This is a genomic window from Lysinibacillus sp. NPDC056959 (assembly GCF_042674095.1).
In the GTDB taxonomy this organism is placed as follows: Bacteria; Bacillota; Bacilli; order Bacillales_A; family Planococcaceae; genus Lysinibacillus; species Lysinibacillus zambalensis.
In genome coordinates this window covers 16,889-38,813 of sequence record NZ_JBHURE010000025.1, presented here as the reverse complement: position 1 = coordinate 38,813, position 21,925 = coordinate 16,889, and the positions used below count along the sequence as shown (strand labels likewise).

The window sequence follows — 21,925 nt, the reverse complement described above, 5'->3', positions numbered from 1 at the left end:
TCTGGAATCGGCTTTGCGCTTAGGCCTGCGTGAAGTCCGACACGATGTTGGTCATTTCGGTAATGCCACAGGACGTGGCGCTTTTACCGATGCAGGTCAGTTAGCCGTTATCGCATGGATGCGATGATTTTAGGCTAACATCCTATATTGGACTCCCTTCCGATCCCGCGACATCCGCCGGAGGCTTTAGGCCAACAAATGTTTTCTGTGCGAAAGCGTAGTGTTAACGCAGCGGCAGCAAAGGGTTTTGCCTGTGCGAAAGCGAAGCGTCAGCAACAACTTGAAGTTGGTCACTTAGTCGTTGCCACAGGATGTGGCGTTCTTAGACTGAGTTCCTCTATTTCGGCAGGTGATGGACACCCGCAGAAAGAAGTGAAAGGGATGGTCTAGCATTTACCCTAGACCATCCCTTTTTCTGTTTTCTTAACGCTCCAGTAGTTGGAACATCATCATTGCCTTCCCAACAAGCATTTGTTGATTAAACACTTCGAAGTCCATTTTCACAAACTTACGACTCATGTCTAATATTCGAGGCTTTACAGTAAGTGTGCTTTCCATTTGCACAGGCTTGATGAAATAAATCGTCATGTTTTCGGCAACTGCATCCCCACGTTTACGACGCTTTAATGAGAATGAACCAACTTCCGCTAACAAAGTTGTAAATGCTCCATAAGAAATTGCCCCGTATTGGTTTGTCATTTGAGGAGTTACTTTAAATTCTACGATTAATTCTTCATCGCCAAGCACCTTCATCTCATTTTTCACTAAATCATCAATCGTTTCACCATGCTGAGGTTGTCTTTGAGCAAGCTGAAGCGCCTTTAATACATCTTGTCGACTAATTACACCTTGCAAAATATTATCATCATCGACAATTGGTAACAGGTCAATCCCTTCCCAAATCATACGATGTCCTGCAGAAGCAACACTCATTTTCATCGATCCAGCAATCGGATTTTTCGTCATAACCTTTTCAATAAACTCGTTTTCTTCGCGACCGATAACGTCTTTTACTGTAATCATCCCAACAAGCTTATTGTTTGCTGTCACAACAGGAAATGCACCATGAGTTGTTCGTTCATTTAGCTTGTGGAAATGTTGAATTGTTTCATCATTTCGAAGAACAGAAGTATCAGTCATCGGCACAAAAATATCTTCAATAAATAAAATATCTTTTTTAATTAATTGGTCATAAATTGCGCGGTTAATCATTGTTGCCACAGTAAAGGTATCATAGCTTGTTGAAATGATCGGTAAGTCCAAGGAATCTGCAAGTAATTTGTTTTCCTCAGTTGTATCAAAGCCCCCTGTGATTAAAACAGCTGCACCAGCTCGAAGTGCATTTTCATGTGCTTTAAAACGGTTACCAACGATAAGCAAGCTTCCTGCATCTGTATAACGCATCATATCTTCTAATTGCATGGCACCAATAACAAATTTCGTTAACGTTTTATGTAGACCTGTTTTTCCACCTAAAACTTGGCCATCTACAATATTTACGATTTCTGCGAAGGTTAATCGCTCAATATTTTCTTTCTTTTTCTTCTCAATACGAATTGTTCCAACACGTTCAATAGAGCTTACTAAACGACGATTTTCCGCTTCTTTAATAGCACGGTATGCCGTTCCTTCACTCACCTGCATTTCCTTTGCAATTTGACGTACTGAAATTTTATCACCAACGGGTAATGATTCGATGTATTGTAAAATTCTCTCATGTTTTGTAGACAAAATATCACCTATTTCTCAATCATCAATTCTGCTCTTAGTGTACCATATTTTTTATAAAAATATTTAATATAAAGTGATGAATTTGTTATACTTTTCCCACCGTTTCAACTACGCACGCGGTGCCAACTCATATAGTACAGCAGTGTCACTGATTAGGAACAGTTTACTTTTTCACCCGCTTTTAAAATTTGAACCTCTGCATTTTGCACTAAATCTGCAAAAATTTGTGGATCCTGCTCGATTGGAGGGAATGTATTGTAATGAACTGGTACGACAATTTTCGGCTTCAAAAATGACACTGCACAAGCTGCGTCTTCTGGACCCATCGTAAAATTATCACCAATTGGTAAAAATGCAATGTCAATAGGATGGCGTTCTCCTATTAGTTTCATATCACTAAACAAAGCTGTATCCCCTGCATGATAAATTGTTACTCCTTCGATAAATAGTAAAATTCCAGCAGGCATTCCCATATAAATAATTTCGTTATTTTCAGTTACATATGACGAACCGTGGAAAGCTTGCGTAAACTTCACTTTACCAAAATCAAATTCCTTGGCTCCCCCTATATGCATCGGGTGCACTTTCACTCCTTGCCAAGAAATCCAATTGGCTAACTCATTTGGCGCAATGACAAGTGCATCTTTTTTCTTTGCAAGCTCCACTGTATCACCAACATGATCATTATGGCCATGTGTAAGTAAGATTATATCCGGTGCTTCCTCAGCAACCTTTAAATCTGTTTGCCCATTCCCATTAATGAATGGATCTATCAAGATTGTTTTCCCATTTGATTGAATTTTGACAACAGAATGTCCATGATAACTAATTTCCATTACGTTTCCTCCCTGCGGTACATATTGTTCTACACCATTTTTATTCGCTATCCATGCGATTTTTCCCTTTTTTTGATATGCTTGTATAGAGAATAATAGATTCTTTCCCCACAAAGTATAACTTGTAGGGAGACAATTATTCATTCGTACAAAAATGAAGCATCGAATTAGAGTTATAAATCGCTCAAAAGTCGAAGCCTCATCCCGGTTAGGCTATTAGTTTAGCCAAGCACATGGAAATTTTTCAGTGCAATAAGAGGAGGAACTGTTTATGTCAAAGGTTAAAGAAATTCAAAGTTATTTACAACAAAACCAAATTGATGCCGCTTTCGTAACGACACCAGACAATGTTTTTTACGTTTCAGGCTTTAAAAGTGATCCACATGAGAGATTGCTAGGTGTGATGATTTTTAAAGAGGCAGAACCTTTTTTAATTTGTCCAAAAATGGAGATCCCAGATGCGAAGGATGCAGGTTGGTCTTATGAAGTCATCGGCCACCAAGATACTGAAAATTCAATGGAAGTTCTTGCACAAGCGATAAAAGCTCGTAATGTTAATCCACAAAAGTTTGCTATTGAAAAAGGTCAACTTATTGTAGAGCGTTTAGAAGCCCTACAACAATCATTTCCACAGGCAAGTTTCGTCCGCCTTGATGAAAAAATCAATGCTATGCGCGTAATTAAAGAGGAAAATGAATTAGAAAAATTACGTAAAGCCGCTGCACTAGCTGACTATGCTATCGAAATCGGCTGTAAAGAAATTGCTGAAGGTAAAACAGAAATGGAAATCTTAACAGCAATAGAAAGTGCTATTCAGGAGAAAGGCTGCAAGATGTCCTTTGAGACAATGGTGTTGAGTGGTCCAAAAACAGCCTCTCCACATGGTAAACCAGGTGCTCGAAAAATAGAAAAGGGCGATATGATCTTATTCGACCTTGGCGTAATTTACGATGGTTATTGTTCTGACATTACACGTACAGTTGCCTTTGGTGAACCTAGTGAAGCACAAAAGGAAATTTATAACACAGTACTAGCTGCTAACACAAATGCTATTGCAGCCGTGAAGCCAGGTGTTCGCGCAATGGATTTAGATAAAATTGCTCGTGATACTATTACTGAAGCAGGCTATGGCGAATACTTCACACACCGACTTGGTCATGGGCTCGGCATTTCTGTACATGAATTCCCATCTGTTACAGGCGCAAATGAAATGACTATGGAAGAAGGCATGGTCTTCACAATTGAGCCAGGCATCTATAAGTCCGATGTGACAGGTGTCCGTATTGAAGATGATGTTGTAGTAACAAAAGACGGGGTAGAAATACTAACAAAATTCCCGAAAGACTTGATTGTACTGTAAGTTTATTCAAGAAAAAGGAAGCAACCTACAAGGTGCTTCCTTTTTAGTGTTGAAAAGGTCAAGGGAATCTTTGTGAATGTTGTGGCGCTTTAAATGAGGGTGATTTCCATTTAAGACTACTCGCTTTCGCACAGATAAAACTTTGCTGAAGTTTAGTTTTATAACTATAAATTGAAGTGACATATTTGAAAATACACGCTATGTGTGAATTAGTTGATTGGAGTGGCGACTGAGCGACTCCTTGGGGATCAGCGATATAGGAGAACAAAGGCTAAGGGCATCACGTCCTGTGATAACGCCTTCGCGACCAACATAGTGTTGGCCCGATACCCTGGAGCGAGCAGCGCGAGTGAAGCGGCTCATCGGACGCCCCCAGGAAGCTCTGCTCTGCGCGAAAGCGAAGCGTCAGCGGCAAATGTTTTCTGTAGCGAAAGCAAAGCGACAGCTACAAAGCGCTCAGTCGGAACGGAAATCAACCCTCGTTTTGCAAAGAGGAATAGTTTTCAACAACATAAAAGGAAGCAACCATAAACACGGTGCTTCCTTTTGTTATTTTACTTAATGAATTAACTCATCAACATTTACATATGGCAAACCTTGAGAATCTGCAACAGCCTTGTAAACAAGATGTCCATCAATAGTATTAACACCCAGTTTCAATGCTGCGTTTTCAACACATGCTTGTCTATAACCCTTATTAGCAATTTGAAGTGCATAAGGAATTGTATTATTTGTTAAAGCAATTGTTGATGTACGTGGTACAGCTCCTGGCATATTTGCTACTGCATAATGCACAACCCCATGTTTTACATAAGTTGGATTATCATGTGTCGTCACTCGATCAGATGTCTCAAAAATACCGCCTTGGTCAATAGCAATATCGACTACTACTGAGCCTGGTTGCATTGACTGAATCATTTCCTCAGAAACTAGCTTCGGTGCTTTCGCTCCAGGAATTAAAACGGCTCCAACTACTAAATCTGAGTTTTTCACTGATTCTGCAATATTATATGGATTGGACATTAATGTTTGTACATCACGGCCAAATAAATCTTCTAATTGACGTAAACGCTCTGGGCTTAAATCAATTACCGTTACATCAGCACCCATTCCGACTGCTATTTTCGCCGCGTTTGTTCCAGCTATACCGCCACCGATCACTGTAACTTTACCACGTGGTACACCTGATACGCCACCTAGTAAAATACCTTTACCTTCATGGTTTTTTTCTAAGAATTGAGCACCAATTTGCGTTGCCATTTTACCAGCAACTTCACTCATTGGTGTTAAAAGCGGTAAAGAACCATTTGTTAATTGCACTGTTTCATAAGCAATACCTACAACTTTTTTATTTAAAAGTGCCTGCGTTAATTCAAGCTCTGGCGCTAAATGTAAATAAGTAAATAAGATTTGACCTTCATAGAAGTAATCGTATTCTGACGCTACAGGTTCTTTTACTTTCATAATCATTTCTTGCGCCCATGCTTCTTTTGCCGTATCCACAATTTGTGCGCCTGCAGCAACGTAGTCTGCATCTGTAAAGCTTGAGCCTAAACCTGCTCCAGTTTCAATGTACACTTCATGACCTGAATTTGTTAATGTAACAACCCCTGCTGGTGTCATGGCTACACGATTTTCATTGTTTTTAATCTCTTTTGGAATACCAATCTTCATCTTCCCTATCCCCTTCCATTACCTAAAAAATAAGCACATTTTGTTACATACTCTTCGATGTATTGATGCACCCCTTGCATTTCCATATTACCAAACATAAACAAAAAATGCTTTAATTAAAATAATAATAGAAAAAATTAATAATATTTTTATAACGCTAAATTTTCAAACTATACGGCAGTAATTTTCCAATACTTATCTTTCTTCCGGTATGACATTTATTAAAATATATACCTTTTATTAGTTGATAGAAGTGAAGGTTGTACAGCTCCTTGGCGTTCACAGCGCCTTAGAGGAATGTGAATCCCCTATGTTATGATGATAAACAGAACAACTGTAAACGCCTTCATTTTTTCACATTTTTTCTTCCGGAAAGTATTTCCTTTAGAAAATCATTTGGTATAATCAACATATACAAATCAGGGAGGTAATACAAATGGCTAATAAATATAAAAGCATTGTAGTTGCAGTAGACGGTTCGAAGGAAGCTGAGTACGCTTTCCGTAAATCAATTGACGTAGCAAAACGTAACGATGGTGCTGTATTAAATTTAGTAAATGTTATTGATACACGTTCTTTTGCTGCTATTGAAGCATATGACCGTTCGATTGCAGAGCGTGCTCAAGCATTCTCTGAAGAGCTACTAAATGGTTACAAAAAACAAGCTGAAGAAGAAGGCTTAACAAATATTAACCTTGTAATTGAATATGGCTCACCAAAAAATATCATTACAAAAGAGCTTTCTAAAATTGTAGACGCAGACTTAATCATCTGTGGTGCAACTGGTCTAAATGCAGTAGAACGCTTCCTAATCGGTTCAGTATCTGAAGCGATTGTACGCTCAGCTAAATGTGACGTACTTGTTATCCGCACACCTGAAAATTAATTTTGTATTACATAAAAGGTATCCAATATTGGATACCTTTTTTTACTTATTTCCCTTCTTGCCACATCTTTACTTTTTCAAAGAACATAGCTAGAGCTTGTTTATTTTGCATATTTGGTACTTTTGCTAATAGCACCTCTTTTGGAGCTTTGAAATCCTTACCTTGCTTTTGTAAAATGACAATGCTCTTTTCGAGTGCTTTATTGGCGAACATTGTATCTGGCAATTGAATAATTGCTTGAATCCAAGCATGCTTTTGAATGTATTTATGCAGTTGTTTCGATTGCTCAGATTCAAAGAGATGCGTTGGTGCAAGGAAAAATAGATAGCCTCCATCCTTCGTGTAGTTAATGGATTGCTCAATAAATAAATGATGCGCATAGCTCAACCCTTCTGAAGGGCACAGCTCATAGTCTAATGCGATATCTTCATTCGGATAATATCCTACGGGTAAATCACAAACAATAGCATCTGCAGGACTTACTAATAAATCTTGTAACGCATCTTGACGGTATAAGGAAACGGGCTGCTCTGTCAAATCAGCTGTTGCAGCAGCTATACGAATAAGTAGTTCATCAACCTCTACACCTGTTGCCTCTATTTTCTCGTCTAATAAGTTCATAACTGTTAGGAGTAAATTCCCTGTACCTACTGCTGGATCTAAAATAGAAATTTTTTCGGTTTTTAGACGTTCTGCAAATAGTTGCTCCACAAAATAACCAACTAATAACCCAAGAGTATCTGGTGTCATCTGATGATTCGGCTGAGAGCCTTTTCGCATTCCCTTTAAAACAGCAATTTGAATTGCTTTGCGCACATCTTCCTTTGTAGCACCTTCTTGTGAAAAATCAACTTCCCCATCTAGCCATGCCTCTAAGCCATCTAGAATACCCTCTAGCAATGTAATATTATGTTCTTTTTCTATCTTTTCAGCATGTTCATTTAGCATACCAAACAACTTCTCGATATTTTCCATACACAACTTCCTTTCAAGCAGAAAAGAGCCGTGACAAAAACTTGTCACAGCTCCTTTGTCTAGTAATATCTTAGCCTAAAATCAATAAATTATGCTAGTGCTTTGACAGCCGCAATTGCCGCTTCATAGTTTGGATGGTCTGTTGCTTCAGGAACATATTCCACATATGTCACTTTGTCATTTGCATCCACAACAAATACTGCGCGTGTTAGAAGACGTAACTCTTGAATATAGACACCATATGCTTCACCAAATGATAGGTCACGGTGATCTGAAACTGTTTGAACTGCATCAATACCCGCTGCACCACACCAACGTTTTTGAGCGAATGGAAGGTCAACAGATACTGTATAAATTACTACATTATCACCTAAGTCAGCTGCTGCTTCATTAAAACGACGTGTTTGTGCATCGCATACACCAGTATCTAATGATGGTACAACGCTAAATAAACGAATTTTCCCCTCTGAATCTTTTAATGTAACAGGTGACAGGTCATTCGCTAATATAGTGAAATCTGGTGCTTGATCTCCAACCTTTACTTCGTTCCCTACAAGTGTTACTGGACCATTTTTAAATGTTACTTGTGCCATGTAAACGCCTCCTAATCATCATATGTACTTAATATTACTAAATGGAGGGAATTAATTGCAACTGAGACAGCTTATCAAAAATAGTTTTGAAAAATCTTTCACATCTATTCAGCCATATTTACTTAACGTTGCACCTTTTTCCAAGTTCATCACCATAATGTAGGGTTGATTTCCCAACTAACTAATGATGAATCACCCAAAATAAAGAGCTGCCTCTGCAATGAGACAGCTCTAGCCATTATTCTTCGTTTTTTTCTTCTAGCTTTTCAAGTTCTGATTTTTCCTCTAAAGATACTGGTTCAGTCTTTTCCTCTTTGATTGGCAAAGGAGGTTCCACAATATTTTTTTCTATATATATTTTTTCATGAACAACTGTTGTATCCGCGAAGTAATCGTGTAAACCTTGATTGTTCGGTAAGATGCCTACAAGAATATAAAGTGGCATAAAAACGGTGTTGATGATGCGCCCGATCCAATCACGGAATAATACATCTGACCAAGTCAGATTCTCATGCTTTAATGAAATAACACGTAATCCAAATATCATTTTCCCTAATGTTTGCCCAAAAAATCTCGTCATTAATACGAAATAACTGTAATAGAGAATAGCGGATATAATCGAAATCGGTGCATACCACACTGTTTCAGATAATGACCAATCCATTAAATAAAAAATTGGGTTAACGAGAATCCCACCTACTGCAGAAATTATTAATCCATCTATTAAAAATGCCCAAAAACGTATCCAAAAGCCTGCCGTTTTTAATGCATAAATCTTATTCGTAATTGGCTCATCCATTAGGTGAGCATTCTCCATAGAGGGTGACCCTTGCATAACAATCTCATTGTTTGTCATTGTACTCCCTCCTTAGTATTCGCCATATAAGTACATCATTTTAGGTGCTTTATAGTCCGCCATAATTTTCATCAGCATTTTTTCCTCTGCTGATGGACCAAATATGGATCCAATTTTCATCCCAACATATGATTGCCAGCCACCCACATCATATGTATACTCGAATAATTCTGCGTCCTCTAAACCAAAGTCTTTACGCAATGCAGTAATTGTTGCTTCCTCATCACCAATCTCATCAACTAACCCTGCTTCAAGGGCCTTCTTACCACTAAGAATTCGACCATCAGCCACTTTTTTCACATCTGGTTCAGACATATTACGTCCATTTGCAACAATACTAACGAATTCTTGATACGTTTCATTAATCATGTCTTGCATCATAGCACGCTCTTCCGGTGTCACTTCACGCATTGGACTAAGCATATCCTTATGTTCACCAGATTTAAACGTTTCATATTTCACACCAACTTTTTCTGCTAACGCCTGATAATTAATAGATTGCATAATGACACCAATCGAACCTGTAATTGTATCGCGTTGCGCAAAAATTTTATCTGCAGGTGCTGAAATGTAATAACCACCTGAAGCTGCCATCGAATCCATAGATACATAGATTGGAATTTGTCGCTCTTCTTTAATTTTCAACAGCTTTTTATATATTTCTGCTGATTCCTTGACACCGCCACCTGGTGTATTAACACTTAAGACGATACCTTCCACAGTCTCATCATATAAAATATTATCTAATTGATTTAAGAAAAATTGATGATCATAAGAAATTGGTTGCCATAATGTACTTGATCCAACATCTTGAATCGTACCATCAACCTTTAAATATGCAATACGTTTATCCATATTGCCGCTTTCTTTTACCTCTTCTAATACCATCAAGTCGTCTCCAGCAACCAAGCTATCAAAACTGCTAAAGAAATCTGATTTAAATATTGCAAAAATAGTGTTCATTCCTAATGAAAATACTAAAAGCACACCTGCAATTATTAAAGCAGCCCACCTTTTACCATTCATTTTTTTCTGCCTCCTCATGAATATCATAATTTGTTTCATACTTATTGCAATAATATGGCTTATCGCCTTAACACGAAGTTGATCTCCAACACTTTGCAAAAGCTTTAACTTATTCAACCTATAATACATTACCTAATATTATAAAAAAAATCAAAGTTCATAAAAAAGCAGGAACTTTGATTTTCGACATTATTTCCTAGGAAATTAATGATGAGTGATAGAATGGATTTTTTCTTGCTCTCGTAATTCGACACGACGAATTTTGCCTGATGAAGTCTTTGGCAGCTCAGTAACAAATTCAATCGCACGAGGATATTTATATGGGGCTGTTAAAGTTTTTACATGGCTTTGCAGTTTTTTTATAAGTGTTTCATTACCAACTTCTCCTTCACAGAGCACAACAAACGCCTTCACGATATTTCCACGAATCTTATCTGGACTTGCAACAACGGCAGTTTCTTTCACAGCCGGATGCTTTAACAACGCATCTTCTACCTCAAATGGGCCAATCGTATACCCAGAAGAAATAATGACATCATCCCCACGTCCTTCAAACCAAAAATAACCGTCATTATCTTTGTATGCACGATCTCCGGTAATATACCAATCGCCTCTAAATTGTAAATTTGTTCGCTCTGGATCGTTTAAATATTTTTTAAATAACGCGGGTGTTTCACAGTGTACAGCAATATCTCCAACTTCCCCAACCGCAACAGGATTTCCAATATCATTTATAATTTCAATAGTATTACCCGGAGTAGGTTTGCCCATTGATCCCATTCTAGACTCCATCCCTACCATTGTACCAACAAGTAATGTATTCTCTGTTTGTCCATAGCCATCTCGTACTTGTAAATTATAAACTTCGGAAAATACTTTTATCACTTCACTATTTAAAGGTTCACCTGCTGACACAGCCTGACGTATTGTACTTACATTAAAATCTTGTAAATTTTCAAGACTCGCCATAAATCGATATTCGGTTGGTGTGCAACATAGAATATTAATATTGAATTTTTCAATCAGTGCAAAGTAAGTTGCCGCATCAAAGTGACCTTTGTATACAAATGCTGTTGCACCACTTCCTAAAGTAGCGAGGAACGGACTCCAAATCCATTTTTGCCAGCCTGGAGCTGCTGTTGCCCAAACAATGTCACCCTCTTGAACCCCTAACCAATTTGGCGCAGTAGTTCGCAAGTGTGCGTAACCCCAGCTATGTGTATGTACCGCTGCCTTTGGATTGCCTGTTGTACCACTTGTATATGCTAAAAATGCAATGTCTGTACACTTAGTTGGAGTAGAGCTTATATAAGATGTTGGTTGGCCTTGCATTTTTTCAAGCAACGGTTGCCAAGGCTCATGTGCATGACCAATGACAAATTGCTTTATTGCTTGTAAATTTTCCACATTATCAAATTGTTCAATATAAGGCTCAAATGCAACAACTCCTTTTGCATCGGCATGATTGATTCGATATTCAATATCTTTAGTTCTCAGCATTTCTGAACTAGGAATAATCGTTAACCCTGCCTTCAAAGCTGCAATATATACGATATATGCTTCCACTGACCTCGGTACCATGACTAAAATAACATCGCCTTTTTTTAAACCTTGGGAGGTAAATACATGTGCTGCCTGATTCGCCTTTTCAAGTAAAGTTGTATATGATAAGTACTGAATTTCCTCGTCTTCGCTATAAATTAATAATGCATTTTTGGTAGGATCCTGTGCATACTTTTCAATTTCCTCTGAAATGTTATACCATTCTGGTGCGATTAAATCTTCTCGTTTCATGGCAATTGCCCCCTTTTGTTACGCCCATTATAAAACTCAATTTTTATCATTTTCAATGGAATTCACTCTAATTCATTAAAGTCGTGACAACTATCATGCCCCGCTATATGGCATCAGTCACGTATTGCTTCTATTTATTTCAACTTGGCGTAATCATCGCTTTCGCACAGAATTGCTGAATAAAAATAAAAAACTCCCTATTGAACGTGAATGAATAATATGGTACATTTTGGTCAACTAAAAGCATAATTGCAGGGGGACTCAATTAGAGTTGAGAAGGTAAAACCTGACCCTTTGAACCTGTTAGTTAATACTGACGTAGGGAGCAATTCACATCGACTTACTGATGAAAGGCTCTTTTACGTGTTTTTTGCACGCAAAGAGCCTTTTTTGCACGCTTACGTCCATCCAACGAGGAGGACTTAAATTGATATTCCAAACGATCCGTAAACAAAATCCACTTATTCATTGCATGACGAATTATGTTGTTGCTAATTTCCAAGCAAATGGCTTATTAGCAGTAGGCGCTTCACCAGTCATGGCTGATGACGGTCATGAAGTTGAAGAAATGGTCACAATCGCCTCAGGTTTATTGATCAATATCGGGACCCTTAATGAGCGAATGAAAGAATCCATGTTACTTGCAGGGAAAAAAGCAAATGTTCTTGGCATTCCGGTTGTTTTAGATCCTGTTGCAGCAGGTGCAACGACTTACCGGAAACAAACAGTACAGCAATTATTGGAGGAAATAAAATTTGCGGCAATTCGATGTAATATCGGAGAGCTTGCAGCAATTGCCAATGTAGACTGGCAACAAAAAGGCGTAGATAGTGGTAGTGGTTCAATTTCTATAGAACTAGAGGCACAGAAAATAGCTCAACTATACAATTGTATTGTTATTGTGACCGGTGAAAAGGATTTTATTACTGATGGCAAACATCAGCAATGGGTTACGGGTGGAAATTTACAAATGACAGAAGTTACTGGAACTGGTTGCTTATTGAGTGCACTATGTTGTGCCTCCTTCACCGCAGGAGCTCAACCGTTTGACCAATTACTAGAAACATTATCGCTTTATAAAAAATTAGCAGAAAAAGCCGCTTCTTCTACTCGATTCATTGGCGATTTTCAAATTGCTGTATTGAATGAACTACATCGCCTTTCAAAGGAAGGTGAAGAATAATGCATATTGTAACGACAATTGCCGGTTCAGATAGTGGCGGCGGTGCAGGTATACAAGCTGATTTAAAAACATTCCAGGAATTAAAAGTATTTGGAACGTCTGTCATTACAGCTTTAACGGCCCAGAATACTTTGGGTGTATCAGATGTTTTACCAATTGAAGTGAGCTTTGTTGAAAAACAACTGAAAGCGCTAATCGAGGATTTTTCAATTAGTGCTATTAAAACAGGAATGTTGTTTTCCTCCGAAATCATCCAATCAATTGCACATATTTTAGCCGAAGTAAATATTCCCCTTATTGTAGATCCTGTTATGATCGCAAAAGGTGGCGAGAGCTTATTACAACAAGAAGCAATTGAGGCATTACGAAAACATTTGCTACCTTTAGCAACAATTGTAACGCCAAACATTCCTGAGGCCGAAACCCTTTCCGGAAGAAAAATTAATTCTATAGCAGATATTAACGAAGTAGCCCAGATCTTATTACAGACAGGCGTTCAATGCGTCGTTATGAAGGGCGGTCATGTAGAGGATAAATGTTATGCTACTGATTATGTATTTTTTCAAGATGGTCGATCATTTTCTATGCAATCTACTCGTATTACAACAAAAAACACGCATGGTACAGGATGTACATTTTCCGCTGCATTAACTGCTTTTCTTGGTCTTGGGCTACCTATAGAAATGGCAATTGAGGAAGCTAAAAAATTTATTCAATTAGCAATAACTCATGATTTATCCATTGGGAATGGCCATGGTCCAACAAATCATTTTGCTTATCAACAGTATAAGGATTCCTGCGAGGTGATCATTCATGAAACGTGACGATTTACAGCTATATTTTATTATGGGTACAGGTAATGTTTTCAATCAGGAGCCACTAACCGTATTAGAAAAAGCTCTCCAATCTGGAATTACTATGTTTCAATACCGTGAAAAAGGGCCAAATCCCCTTACTGGACAAGCCTATGAAAATTTTGCTCGTAAATGTCAAAACCTCTGTCAACAGTATCATGTTCCGTTTATTATTAATGATGATGTAGAGCTCGCTATAAAACTTAGAGCAGATGGCGTTCATATTGGCCAAGAAGATTTTCCTGTGTCAATGGTACGTGAAAAAATTGGCAACATGATACTAGGTGTTTCTGTTCATTCTCAAGCGGAATTAAAAACTGCTTTACAATATGGTGCTGACTATGTAGGAATTGGTCCAATTTTTTCAACTACTTCTAAAAGTGATGCCAAACCGCCTATTGGAACTGAATTTTTACAACAAGTTCGCAGACAATATCCAAAGCTGCCTATCGTTGCAATTGGAGGCATAAACTGCTCGAATGCACATACGGTATTTAAAGCAGGTGCAGATGGAATAGCAGTTATTTCCTCAATTTGCGAAAGTGAGGATATTCCGAATACAGTCTCTACATTTAAAGCATTTGTAGGATAAAGTGAAACTTTAATCAGTGGGTGTCTTTCAATCCGGTTTTTTAATTACTCCCCGTTAATACGGGATAAAAAATAAACATTTTAAACAAACTAAAACCAGTGCCTTTTACGGTCACTGGTTTTAATTTTAATAATTGCTAATTAAGCAATTATTGGTTGTTCGGCATACCTTTTAATTGAGATTCTGCCATTTGTACAAGACGTTTAGTGATTTCACCGCCAACGGAACCGTTAGCACGAGCTGAAGCGTCAGCTCCTAATTGAACACCAAATTCTTGTGCAATTTCGTATTTCATTTGATCAAGTGCGCGCTCTACACCAGGTACAGCAAGTTGATTTGAACTGCGGTTGTTGTTGTTTGCCATGTGTTTCTCACCTCCTTGTGAATATAGAATGTGCGATTTTAGATTTTTAATACAAAAATATTTCAGGTAAATTGTACCTCAGAAGGAAATAGACTAAAAAAGCCGACTCAAAATGTACTTTTGAGTCGGCTCTTATGAAATCGCAAGTTTCTTCTATAGAAGATCCGCAAATTTATCGGCTTCTTGTTCTTTTTTCGGGAAAATGTAAACTTCACGGTTTTTCACTGCTCGTTCGATGAGTTCATCAAAATCCGAAAAGCTTTCGTAATGCTCAACCTTTTCAAGCTTTGGCTTTGTTTTTGGACTTGCAGGAGTAAAAATTGTACAGCAGTCTTCAAATGGCTGAATAGACGTTTCGTATGTGCCAATCTTCTCTGCAATATCGATAATTTCTAATTTATCTGATGAGATTAATGGACGTAAAATCGGTGTGTTCGTTACTGCATTAATAGCTGTAAGGCTTTCAAGAGTTTGACTCGCTACTTGCCCAAGACTTTCACCTGTAACAATAGCTAGTGCGCCTATGTCTTCACGTACTTTGTCAGCCACTTTTAGCATCATACGACGAGTAGTTGTCATCGATACATTAGATGGTACTTTTTCTTTAATAAGAACTTGAATTTCAGTAAACGGAATAACGTGTAAACGTATACTCGCTCCGAATTTCGTTAATTCATTAGCAAGTACCTTTACTTTTTCCAATGAGTTTTGGCTTGTATATGGTGGGCTAAAGAAGTGAATCGCTTCTAAGCGCACTCCTCGTTTCATCATTAAATAACCGGCAACTGGACTATCGATACCACCTGAAAGCATTAATAAAGATTTACCATTCGAGCCTACAGGCATTCCACCTGCACCCGGAATAACTTGTGCCATCATATATGTTGCATCATGACGCACCTCTACACGAAGTTCGATATCAGGCTTCTTCACCTTTACAGACAAATTTTGATATTGTGGTAATACATAACCACCAATTTCGCGTTGAATGGCATGTGATTCTAACGGGAATGTTTTATCTGTGCGCTTTACTTCTACTTTAAATGTAAGCTGTTCATTTTTAAATGTATCCATAATTGTTATGGCTAGTTTTTTCATGGCTTCGATATCTTTTTCACATGCAGCCACGGGACTAAATGATTGAATACCAAAAATTTTAGGTAATCCTTTTAATAGTACGTCCATTTGTGCTTCATCTTGAATGGCTATAAACATTCGATCACGCTCTGTGCGAATGTGTAAATGTCCTAAATCCGCAAACGCATGACGAATGTTCTCTCGTAAACGACGAATAAAATCCATCTTGTTGCGGCCTTTTGTAGAAAGCTCTCCATATCGAATTAAAATTTCTTTCCAAATCATTTTTAAAATTCTCCTTTAAGTTCCGTCAATACTTCATCTAATACTTGTTTAACCTTTACAATATCTTCATCTGTTACATGCGCGCCAAAGCTTATACGAATAACACCATTTTTAAAATGCTCATCGATATTTAGAGCTTCAACAACATGACTTGTTTTTGTCTGTTTCGATGAACATGCACTCGATGTCGATACAATTACATTGCGTTTTTGCAATGCATTGATAATGACTTCACCTTTTAAGTCGCGAATACTAAAAGATAAAATATGTGCTGCTCCTTTTGGTGTTGATAAAATATGCACTTCATCTCCATATCCACGTAATTGAGTGCATATTTCTTCATACCATTGACGATATTTTTTTGCACGGTCATTCATCGTCTCTATCGCTATCCGGGCTGCTTTTGATAATGCTACAGCTTGCGGTACAGCTACTGTTCCGCTACGTAAACCAAATTCCTGCCCTCCACCAAGTGCATACGGTTGCCATTTCATTTTTTTACGGAATGCGAGTACACCTGAACCTTTAAAGCCATGAATTTTATGACCAGAAATTGAAATACAGTCTGGACCATCGTCATCGTTAAATGATATCGGTAACTTCCCGAAGCTTTGAATAGCGTCTACGTGAAAAGCTGCACGACTCGATTCATGAATAATTTTTGCAGCTTCAAAAATCGGTTGGATTGCGCCCATTTCATTATTTACATGCATCATACTTACTAAAATGGTATCCTTCCGCACTTTTGTGCGAAGCTCCTCTAAAGAAATAACTCCGTTTTCATCTACTTGCAAGTATTCCACATCAAAACCGTCTTGCTCAAGCTGCTTCACAGATTCTAGGACAGATGGATGTTCAATTTCAGTTGTTAAAATATGATTTCCTTTATGTGTGTTGCTACGTGCTAAACCAAATATAGCCGTGTTATTGGATTCAGTACCACCTGATGTAAATAGCACATTTTTTGCGTCTGTATGCAAAATATCTGCTACTTGCTCACGTGCACGCATTAATAATTCGTTTGATTCAACACCCATTGCATGAATGGAAGCAGGATTGGCATAATACTGCTCATTCACTACCATAAATGCTTGCATAACCTCTTTTATAGGTTTTGTTGTTGCACTGTTGTCTAAATAGATTGTATTAACTTCCATTATTATCACACACTTTCAAAACGTTGATTTAACGGTATTTATCATAACGCAATCTTCAGCGATTGACTACTAACTTTAACAATTATCCTAATTTAATCACTTATTTGTTTGCTTTTAATGTGAAAAACCACCCTTTATAGAGTGGCATCTTAAAGACTTGCTATGAACGTTTCCTTAGTATAAAAAATGACTAGGATTTATTATGGTGAAATCCTCCTTCAATACGATAATGTATCATACAAGTGATTTCACAGTTTTGGATGACATGTTATTTGAAAAATATGTCATTTGAATAGTGGAGATTGGGAGACTCCTTGGGGATTAGCGATATAGAGGAACGAAGGCTAAAAACATCACGTCCTGTGATAACGCCTTCGTGACCAACATCCTATTGGCCCAAGGCCCTGGAGCGAAGCGGATGTTTTCTGTGCGAAAGCGCAGTGCTAACGTAGCGGCAGCATCAAAAGCGGCTCATCGGACGCCCCCAGGAAGCTTTGCTCTGCGCGAAAGCGTAGTGCTAACGTAACGGCAGCAATTGTTTTATCTGTGCGAAAGCGAAGCGACAGCAACAAAGCGCCCAATCGGAGCGGAAATCAACTCCACGCTATAATAGAGCCTAACAATACAAAAGTCCAACCCGCTTATTTTTAACCTTTCCTCATTGTTATAAATTCAGTTGAAGCTGTGAAATCCATGACTTTTTTAAAGCCTAATTTTTCATATAGGTGAATGGCTCTTGTATTAAAGGTAGCTACTGTTAAACGAAGAGGACAATTTTTTTCTTGTTGTAGATTTTGTAGATGATTTAAAACAAATGAAAAAAACTCTGCACCATAACCTTTGCCTGTTAACTCGGGCTTCATTCCTATTCCAACATCAATACATTCATCTATATATACACCATAGTCATGTCCTTTTGGTACTTGTGCAGATGTTCCTGTACAGAAGTAACCGACTAGCTCTTCTTGATCATTAACAATAGAATAATACGGACTTTCAAGAAATTCTTTTAGAGATTCGTCGCAAAGTTCATTGTTGTAAACATCATATGGTTCTTCATATTTCCAGTTTAATATATCAGTCGCATACATTTCATTCATTTCCCGACTATAAAATTGCATGTTTAACACCTCTATTTTTCATCATTTCTAATCAAAAATAATTAAAGTTTCCGCCTCATTTGATGTTCCATCTTTAGCTTTTATATCTACGACGAGGGGTTGATTTCCATTCCGGCAGGGCGCTACTTCGCACCTTAATAAAAAGCTGTCTAAAAAGTAATACTATACCTTTTAGACAGCTACTGTAATTTCTTATTATACTTGACTATTTTGACATTGTTTCTTCTGCCACAAGTTCTTGAATTCGCTTTAAAGCACCAGGCTCCATTTCTTCAACTGCTGTCCCAGCCTCTTCTAATGCTTTGGAATAACGGAATTGATTGAAAGATCCTTCTGCTTCTTTTAAACGAGAATTCAATTTTGGATTTGTTGCACGATGACGATTACCGTACTGAATAATGCGCTCAATCAGCATTACATTTTCAATTAATTCATGCGACTTCGCTTTTACATCTTCTACACAAAGTGTTGCGGCATTTAAATTATTATGAACTGTTCCCATGTTGAGAGGCACCTCTTGCAGGCTTTGCATAACTAAATAAATATGCTCTGCTGCCTCATCGAGACGGGCATCCATCTCTTCAGGGATACCTGGAATATTAGCCTTATTCAAAAGACGATCTGTTTCTTGTAATGTTTTCTTTAAGCTTTCTACTTGCGTGCGAGCCTTGTTTTCATCAATTCGTAGCTTCTTCATCGTATTCGACAAATGACCCTGCTCCTCATGAATCCGTTCTAGCTCATCACTAATTTCAATCAATTCTTCCTGCAAACTTGAATATGCAGATTTTTCCTCTCTAACACGCATCGCCAATAAGTCATAGCGACGTTGTAAAGCTTCTAATTGCTTTAATGCAGCTTTTGGAATTTCAGCATCTTTTTCATTTAAGCGATAACTTTGCTGCACAAAGGTTGCTTCATCACTTACTAATCTTGTTGAACTAATAACATTGGTGATTGAGCTTAGTAAACGATCACAATTTTGGTCAACATAATTTTTAGCAATAACCTCTTTTTCAAGAAGATCATAAAAATGATCAATTTCTTCATTTATATCCGTAACACGTGGTTTAACAACATTTAAGTTAAGCTCTGCTAATTCACTTTTTAATGTTACAAATTCTTCTTCAAATTTATTTAGCTCTTCAGTTAGCTCTAAATGTTGTAAATAATAAGATTGATCTTCCATTTCACGCTGGCCACTTCGTAATTCTTGTACCGCTCCTGGAAGCTTCACTTGCAATTCAGTCAAAATTGATGGGACATCATTGATATATTCAAATGTCTGTTGTGATTCTTGGTTTAAACCAATAACAATTTCTCGCGCCTGCAAATAATTCCCTTCACTCGTTAACACATCGAATTCCTCAAACTTTTGAACAAACGTCTCCAGTTTTTTCTCCAGAGCTGGTAATGCTACCCCAAATGAATGTTGGTGCGCTAACAATGTTTTACGTGCAGAGCGATAGTATTCTTTTAATTGTTCAATTTCAATACGATTTTTTTCTTCGCTGCCAATTAATTCATTTAGTTCTTCTAAAATTTTATCTTTATCTTGCTCACACTTTTTAATGTAATCTTCTATCTCACGTTCAATTAATGTTGCTTTATTAAAACGAAGTCTATTGATTTGATCCTCTGCATCAAATAAAAGTGAATCAATTTTAGTCATATGTACATCGATGACTTCATCCCAACTATTACGCCATCGTTCAAACATTTCTTCCGTTTCACCGTTCATGTTTAAAGATTTAACTTTTGAAATTTCCTCATTTATGGGATTGTTTTGTATTTGTGATTTTTCATTTTCAAGTTTAGCAATGATTGTTGTATGTTTTCGTCGCATCATAAATCCTACTATCGCTAAAATTAATAGTAGGATAACTGGAATGATGATATACTCCATCGTAAGCCTCCTATTCTACAATAAACGAATTGGCTAGTTGTATTTATTATATACTATGTTATCGCCTTTTGTACTAAAATTTGAGTGTTTTTTATGTAATTACGCCTTTTTAGAATAACAATAACTTAATTTTTGAACAATATGCGCAAATATAAGTGTATTATCCAAAAATATAAAGGAGTGGTATTTATGAAATGTGACGGCCATGTTCATAGCCCATATTGTCCACATGGTACCTCTGATTCATTTAAGCAGTATATAGAAAAAGCAATCTCTCATGATTTCACAGATATTAGCTTTACAGAACATGCACCATTACCATTGAATTTTGTAGACCCTACACCACAGCAAGACAGTGGTATGAATCCAGAATTTTTAATGCCTTATTTTGAAGAATTACAATGCCTTCAAAAAGAGTACGCACAAGACATTCGCATTCATATAGGGCTAGAGGTCGACTATATTCAAGGCTTTGAACAAGAAACTCGTCAATTTCTTGATACATACGGACACTTTTTAGATGACTCTATTTTATCAGTTCATTTTTTACAATGGGACAATACCTTTGAATGCATAGACTTTTCTCCAGAAAGTTTTATGGCTTTTTCAAAGAAAGTCGGCTCTATTGAACAAGTGTATAATTTATATTACGATACCGTCCTACAATCCATTAAAGCAGATTTAGGACAATACAAGCCTAAGCGCATTGGGCATCCTTCACTTATTCACAAATTCCAATTAGCACATACGGTGAAGATTGATGATTCTGCGCAGATTCGAAAAGTTTTAGATGTAATGAAGGAAGAAGGTTATGAGCTAGATTTAAATAGCGCTGGATTAAGTAAAACATATTGTCAGGAAACTTATCCACCATTTTCCTTCATAGATTATAGTAAATCTATTGGGCTTCCAGTTGTTTTCGGTTCAGATGCTCATACTGTTGCTGATTTGCATCAACACTATAATGTTATATATCCAAAAAAATAACTTTCAAACGAGGTGCTTTTATGTTTACTCAAATCAATTATGAAGGGCCAATTGCCGAGCAATATAATACGTTGGCCAAACAATTAGATGCCCTACTTACAGGAGAAAGTGATCGCATTGCTAATTTAAGTAACGCCTCTGCATTACTAAATCAGTTTCTGCCGAACATTAACTGGGTTGGTTTTTATGTATTACAAGGAGAGCAACTTGTATTAGGGCCATTCCAAGGCTTACCTGCATGCGTCAGAATACCAATTGGACGTGGTGTATGTGGAACAGCAGTAAGTAAAGAAGAAACAATGGTCGTAAAAGACGTACACGACTTCCCTGGTCATATTGCCTGCGACGCCGCTTCTCAATCCGAAATCGTGATTCCCTTGAAAAAAGAAGGAGAGGTCATCGGTGTTCTTGATATCGATAGTCCAATCGTAAATCGCTTTTCTAAGGAAGATCAAGATGGATTAGAGTTATTCGTAGAAACCTTACTCTCCCATTTATAAAAAAAATACCCTGAAATGATTTATTATCATTTCAGGGTATTTCATTGTAAAAAGATGACTAACGTTTTATTTCGTGAAGTCGATTTTCATTCTGAGCACTTTCCTTGTGGCGTCCGATGAGCCACAATTCCGAAAGAGTTGTCCACCCTCCACCGAGATGTCATCCC

21 protein-coding genes and 1 riboswitch are annotated in these 21,925 nt (G+C 37.5%); of the genes, 8 read left to right on the top strand and 13 right to left on the bottom strand.

Annotated features, from left to right (window positions below; genetic code table 11):
• Window positions 1-198: 198 nt before the first annotated feature.
• Window positions 199-390 carry a hypothetical protein gene (locus tag ACFTQ7_RS20785; RefSeq protein WP_386830750.1) on the top strand — a complete coding sequence of 64 codons (192 nt, stop codon included), beginning with the start codon at window positions 199-201 and terminating at the stop codon, window positions 388-390.
• Window positions 391-423: 33 nt separating this feature from the next.
• On the opposite strand, the gene ACFTQ7_RS20780 is transcribed toward ACFTQ7_RS20785, so the two are convergent.
• On the bottom strand, window positions 424-1,731 hold the full coding sequence (locus ACFTQ7_RS20780) for a DRTGG domain-containing protein (protein WP_079561602.1): 1,308 nt from the start codon (window positions 1,729-1,731) through the stop codon (window positions 424-426).
• Between the two features lie 152 nt (window positions 1,732-1,883).
• Window positions 1,884-2,567 carry a metal-dependent hydrolase gene (locus ACFTQ7_RS20775; RefSeq protein ID WP_386830748.1) on the bottom strand — a complete coding sequence of 228 codons (684 nt, stop codon included), beginning with the start codon at window positions 2,565-2,567 and terminating at the stop codon, window positions 1,884-1,886.
• Between the two features lie 271 nt (window positions 2,568-2,838).
• On the opposite strand from ACFTQ7_RS20775, the gene ACFTQ7_RS20770 reads away from it, so the two are divergent.
• Window positions 2,839-3,927 (top strand): M24 family metallopeptidase, encoded by a 1,089-nt coding sequence (locus ACFTQ7_RS20770; RefSeq protein ID WP_386830746.1) that lies wholly within the window; start codon window positions 2,839-2,841, stop codon window positions 3,925-3,927.
• A 558-nt stretch (window positions 3,928-4,485) separates the two neighbouring features.
• Here ACFTQ7_RS20770 and ald read toward each other — a convergent pair.
• The gene (ald, locus tag ACFTQ7_RS20765; protein WP_386830744.1) at window positions 4,486-5,601 is read right to left on the bottom strand and encodes an alanine dehydrogenase; all 1,116 of its coding nucleotides are present in this window, start codon (window positions 5,599-5,601) and stop codon (window positions 4,486-4,488) included.
• Between the two features lie 436 nt (window positions 5,602-6,037).
• Here ald and ACFTQ7_RS20760 point away from each other — a divergent pair, with 436 nt between their 5' ends.
• Window positions 6,038-6,487, top strand: coding sequence for a universal stress protein (locus ACFTQ7_RS20760; RefSeq protein ID WP_079561606.1), 450 nt, complete (start codon window positions 6,038-6,040; stop codon window positions 6,485-6,487).
• 46 nt (window positions 6,488-6,533) lie between these two features.
• Here ACFTQ7_RS20760 and ACFTQ7_RS20755 read toward each other — a convergent pair whose 3' ends face one another.
• The 5 genes from ACFTQ7_RS20755 to mbcS all read right to left on the bottom strand — a co-directional run bounded on the left by ACFTQ7_RS20755 (window position 6,534) and on the right by mbcS (window position 11,732).
• Window positions 6,534-7,463 (bottom strand): class I SAM-dependent methyltransferase, encoded by a 930-nt coding sequence (locus ACFTQ7_RS20755; protein ID WP_386830742.1) that lies wholly within the window; start codon window positions 7,461-7,463, stop codon window positions 6,534-6,536.
• A gap of 89 nt (window positions 7,464-7,552) precedes the next feature.
• Window positions 7,553-8,056: a thiol peroxidase gene (gene tpx, locus ACFTQ7_RS20750; RefSeq protein WP_349659199.1), complete on the bottom strand. Its 504-nt coding sequence runs from the start codon at window positions 8,054-8,056 to the stop codon at window positions 7,553-7,555.
• A 238-nt stretch (window positions 8,057-8,294) separates the two neighbouring features.
• Window positions 8,295-8,912: an RDD family protein gene (locus ACFTQ7_RS20745; protein ID WP_386830739.1), complete on the bottom strand. Its 618-nt coding sequence runs from the start codon at window positions 8,910-8,912 to the stop codon at window positions 8,295-8,297.
• 12 nt (window positions 8,913-8,924) lie between these two features.
• Window positions 8,925-9,938 carry a signal peptide peptidase SppA gene (gene sppA, locus ACFTQ7_RS20740; protein ID WP_386830737.1) on the bottom strand — a complete coding sequence of 338 codons (1,014 nt, stop codon included), beginning with the start codon at window positions 9,936-9,938 and terminating at the stop codon, window positions 8,925-8,927.
• 204 nt (window positions 9,939-10,142) lie between these two features.
• Window positions 10,143-11,732: an acyl-CoA synthetase MbcS gene (mbcS, locus tag ACFTQ7_RS20735; RefSeq protein WP_386830734.1), complete on the bottom strand. Its 1,590-nt coding sequence runs from the start codon at window positions 11,730-11,732 to the stop codon at window positions 10,143-10,145.
• A 243-nt stretch (window positions 11,733-11,975) separates the two neighbouring features.
• A riboswitch (TPP riboswitch) is annotated at window positions 11,976-12,074 on the top strand.
• Window positions 12,075-12,159: 85 nt separating this feature from the next.
• Between mbcS and thiM the strand changes: the two genes are divergently transcribed.
• Genes thiM through thiE form a run of 3 tightly spaced genes read left to right on the top strand, consistent with a single transcriptional unit; the run spans window position 12,160 to window position 14,361 of the window.
• Window positions 12,160-12,915, top strand: coding sequence for a hydroxyethylthiazole kinase (gene thiM, locus ACFTQ7_RS20730; RefSeq protein WP_386830732.1), 756 nt, complete (start codon window positions 12,160-12,162; stop codon window positions 12,913-12,915).
• A complete protein-coding gene (gene thiD, locus ACFTQ7_RS20725; protein WP_386830730.1) occupies window positions 12,915-13,739 on the top strand; it encodes a bifunctional hydroxymethylpyrimidine kinase/phosphomethylpyrimidine kinase in 825 nt (274 codons plus the stop codon). Before thiM ends, thiD begins: the two co-directional genes overlap by 1 nt.
• Complete coding sequence (gene thiE / locus ACFTQ7_RS20720) at window positions 13,729-14,361, top strand: thiamine phosphate synthase (protein ID WP_386830728.1); 633 nt, start codon at window positions 13,729-13,731, stop codon at window positions 14,359-14,361. The genes thiD and thiE overlap by 11 nt, the downstream gene beginning before the upstream one ends.
• A gap of 148 nt (window positions 14,362-14,509) precedes the next feature.
• On the opposite strand, the gene ACFTQ7_RS20715 is transcribed toward thiE, so the two are convergent.
• The 5 genes from ACFTQ7_RS20715 to ezrA all read right to left on the bottom strand — a co-directional run bounded on the left by ACFTQ7_RS20715 (window position 14,510) and on the right by ezrA (window position 20,271).
• Complete coding sequence (locus ACFTQ7_RS20715; RefSeq protein WP_079561613.1) at window positions 14,510-14,725, bottom strand: alpha/beta-type small acid-soluble spore protein; 216 nt, start codon at window positions 14,723-14,725, stop codon at window positions 14,510-14,512.
• 153 nt (window positions 14,726-14,878) lie between these two features.
• Window positions 14,879-16,087, bottom strand: coding sequence for a tRNA uracil 4-sulfurtransferase ThiI (gene thiI, locus ACFTQ7_RS20710; RefSeq protein ID WP_349659192.1), 1,209 nt, complete (start codon window positions 16,085-16,087; stop codon window positions 14,879-14,881).
• Between the two features lie 2 nt (window positions 16,088-16,089).
• Complete coding sequence (locus ACFTQ7_RS20705; RefSeq protein WP_386830725.1) at window positions 16,090-17,244, bottom strand: cysteine desulfurase family protein; 1,155 nt, start codon at window positions 17,242-17,244, stop codon at window positions 16,090-16,092.
• Between the two features lie 647 nt (window positions 17,245-17,891).
• Window positions 17,892-18,365: a GNAT family N-acetyltransferase gene (locus ACFTQ7_RS20700; RefSeq protein WP_386830723.1), complete on the bottom strand. Its 474-nt coding sequence runs from the start codon at window positions 18,363-18,365 to the stop codon at window positions 17,892-17,894.
• A 205-nt stretch (window positions 18,366-18,570) separates the two neighbouring features.
• Window positions 18,571-20,271, bottom strand: coding sequence for a septation ring formation regulator EzrA (gene ezrA, locus ACFTQ7_RS20695; RefSeq protein ID WP_386830721.1), 1,701 nt, complete (start codon window positions 20,269-20,271; stop codon window positions 18,571-18,573).
• Between the two features lie 189 nt (window positions 20,272-20,460).
• Between ezrA and hisJ the strand changes: the two genes are divergently transcribed.
• On the top strand, window positions 20,461-21,258 hold the full coding sequence (gene hisJ / locus ACFTQ7_RS20690) for a histidinol-phosphatase HisJ (RefSeq protein WP_386830719.1): 798 nt from the start codon (window positions 20,461-20,463) through the stop codon (window positions 21,256-21,258).
• A 20-nt stretch (window positions 21,259-21,278) separates the two neighbouring features.
• Window positions 21,279-21,758: a GAF domain-containing protein gene (locus ACFTQ7_RS20685; protein ID WP_386830717.1), complete on the top strand. Its 480-nt coding sequence runs from the start codon at window positions 21,279-21,281 to the stop codon at window positions 21,756-21,758.
• Window positions 21,759-21,925: the final 167 nt, after the last annotated feature.